Origin of the sequence: Rhodovulum sp., from assembly GCF_011048875.1 — a bacterium.
In the GTDB taxonomy this organism is placed as follows: domain Bacteria; phylum Pseudomonadota; class Alphaproteobacteria; order Rhodobacterales; family Rhodobacteraceae; genus Rhodovulum; species Rhodovulum tesquicola.
On the sequence record NZ_DSDD01000097.1, the window covers coordinates 1 to 2,618 of the forward strand.

Below are 2,618 nucleotides of genomic sequence, written 5' to 3' on the forward strand. Positions count from 1 at the left end.
CGCCTGCCGCTCGAGGAACCAGCTTAGCAGTCTTTGAGCATTCGTGAGCCTTTCGCGCAGGGTGTCTGAGGATGCGCAGCGCGGGGCCGGGGCGTACACCCCCGGCCATGCGGCGACGCGCTCGCCGCCCCCTGAAACCCGACCTGCCGAACCGTTCCCGCCCCGGTGCCGATCTCTGGCCGCCGGGAGGGCCGGATGTGGCCCATGCTTAGGATGCCGACATGCAAACCGATACTCTGAAAAGCCGCCTGCGCGGCGGTCTCATCACCCGGTTCGACCCCGGGCACGCCGAGGCCTGCGACGCCCTTGTCTGGAACGGGCGCAAGCCCGCGCGCCGCACGCGGCTGATCGTGCGTGCCGCCTGTGCCGATGACGCGGCCCAGGCCGTGCGCTTCGCCGCCCGAAACGGGCTGACCGTCTCGCCGCGCGGGGGCGGGCACCATTTCACCGGCATCGCCGCGCAGGCGGACATGATGGTCGATCTCGGCGCGCTCGACGGGCTGCGGATCGACCCGGAGCGCCGTGTCGCGCGGGTCGAACCCGGCGTCACCAACGCACGGATGGCCGCTGCGCTTGCGCGTCACGACCTCGCCTTCCCGCTGGGCCATTGCGGCAGCGTGCCGATGAGCGGCCATCTGCTGGGCGGCGGGATCGGCTGGAACCCGGGCGCCTGGGGCGTGGCCTGCTTCCTGGTCGAGGTGATCGAGGTGGTCATGGCCGACGGGCGCCTCCTGACCGCAAGCGAGACCGAAAATGCCGAGGTCTTCTGGGCCGCGCGCGGCGCGGGGCCAGCCTTCTTCGGCATCGTCACCGCCTATCATCTGCGCCTGATGGAGGCGCCGAAGGCGATCCTGACCGAGCTGCGGGTCTACCCGCTCGCCCTGGCCGGCACGGTCGCGACCTGGGCCGAGGCCGCGATGGCCGATGCGCCGGCCAATGTCGAACTCACGCTGAAGATCGCCGCGCCGCGGCCGGAGATGCCCGCTCAGGGACCGATGGTCGAGGCGATCGTGACCGTCTTCGCCGACGGCGACACCGCGGGCCATGCGACGCTCTCGCGGCTGTTCCCAAGCGCGCCCGAAGCGATGCAGGTGATCGGACCGATGCCGACGCCGTTCGACGTGCTTTACGGTTTCACCGCGCGATCGATGCCCGAGGGGCTGCGCTATGGCGTCGACAGCCTCTGGTCGGATGCGCGGTTCCCCGAGATCGTGGAGCGCATCGCGACCGGCATGGTCTCGGCGCCCTCGCCGCGCAGCCTGGCGCTGATGATGCTGCGCTCCCCCAGGGCGCTGCCTCCCGGAAACGGCGCCTTCTCGCGGATCAGGCGCACCTTCGGCTCGGTCTACGCGATCTGGGAGGATGCCGATGAGGACATGGCGCAGCTGCGCTGGCTGCGGGCGACGATGGCAGGAACGGCCCCGCTTTGCCTTGGCGCCCATGTGGGCGAGGCCGACCTCGAACACGGGCCGCGCCGCCTGCCGACCCACGACCCTGCGGCAGACGCGCGGCTGCGCGATCTCGCGGCCTGCTTCGACCCTGCGGGCCTGTTCACCACCCCGGCGGCCGACTGCGCCGCCGCCTGACCCCAACCGACACGCCCGCAGATCATGTGGCGCAAACCAACCGAGGATAAACCCGTGACGCGCCACACCTCGCTTCTTCTGGCGGCGGCCGCCGTACTGGCCGCAGCCACCTCCCATGCCGGCGAACACGCCGGCCAGAGATCGCCATGTCCGGGATGACGGCCGGCGTCACCACTTTCGTCAGACCAGCTCGCGCATCGCGACCAGGGCCGACAGCTGCTCCGCCTGGAGCTCATTCAGCCTGGCGTTCATGTCCTCGAGCAGCTTTGACCGCTTCGCTTCGGAAAGCGCTATCCCGCAGCCGAAGGAAAAATCCCGTCGCAGGTCATTGTATTCGTCAAGAGCGTTTGGGCAGGTCCGCGCTTGATATGGACGGCCGGTTCCGGGCATGTCATTCGCGCCGTGGATGGACGGGGCAGAGATCCACGCCAATGGGTCTCTCCACCGCCTGACCGACGAACGTCAGCCGACGAGTATGCGCTCCATCGGCGTCAATCCCGCTTCGGGTTGCCTTGGCCGGAAGACCGGGCCGCCGGGAATTCAGGCGCTGATCACGATCTCGGTGCCCCATTCGGCGCAGCGCGCAGCCAGGTCCGGGGCCAGCGGGCGGTCGGTGAAGAAGGCGTCGATGGCGGCCAGCGAGGCGATGCGGGCGGGGGCGGAGCGCTTGAACTTGGACTGGTCGGCCACCAGGAAGGTGCGGCGCGACTGGCGCAGGATCGCCTGGCTGACGCCCACCTCCTGGATGTCGAAATCCAGCAGGTCGCCGTCGCCGTCCAGCGCCGAGCAGCCGATCACCGCAAGGTCGAACTTGAACTGCCGGATCGTCTCGGTGGCCAGCGTGCCGATCAGCCCGCCGTCCGAGCGGCGCAGCGTGCCGCCGGTGACGATGATCTGACAATCGCGGTTGGCTACCAGGATATTGGCCACGTTCATGTTGTTGGTGACCACCATCAGGTTGGCGTGGTGCAGAAGCTCTTGCGCCACCGCCTCGGTCGTGGTGCCGATGTTGAGGAAGAGCGAGATGGCGCC

Annotated in this window: 3 protein-coding genes; 1 reads left to right on the top strand and 2 read right to left on the bottom strand. The window is 69.4% G+C overall.

Annotated features, from left to right (window positions below):
* Window positions 1–221: 221 nt before the first annotated feature.
* Entirely contained in the window at window positions 222–1,586 is a 1,365-nt protein-coding gene (locus tag ENN83_RS03320; RefSeq protein WP_287184096.1) for an FAD-binding oxidoreductase, read from the top strand.
* A gap of 180 nt (window positions 1,587–1,766) precedes the next feature.
* Here ENN83_RS03320 and ENN83_RS03325 read toward each other — a convergent pair whose 3' ends face one another.
* Window positions 1,767–1,976, bottom strand: coding sequence for a hypothetical protein (locus ENN83_RS03325; protein ID WP_287184099.1), 210 nt, complete (start codon window positions 1,974–1,976; stop codon window positions 1,767–1,769).
* Between the two features lie 150 nt (window positions 1,977–2,126).
* On the bottom strand, window positions 2,127–2,618 hold a 492-nt coding region (locus ENN83_RS03330), incomplete at its 5' end, for a DeoR/GlpR family DNA-binding transcription regulator (RefSeq protein ID WP_414707615.1).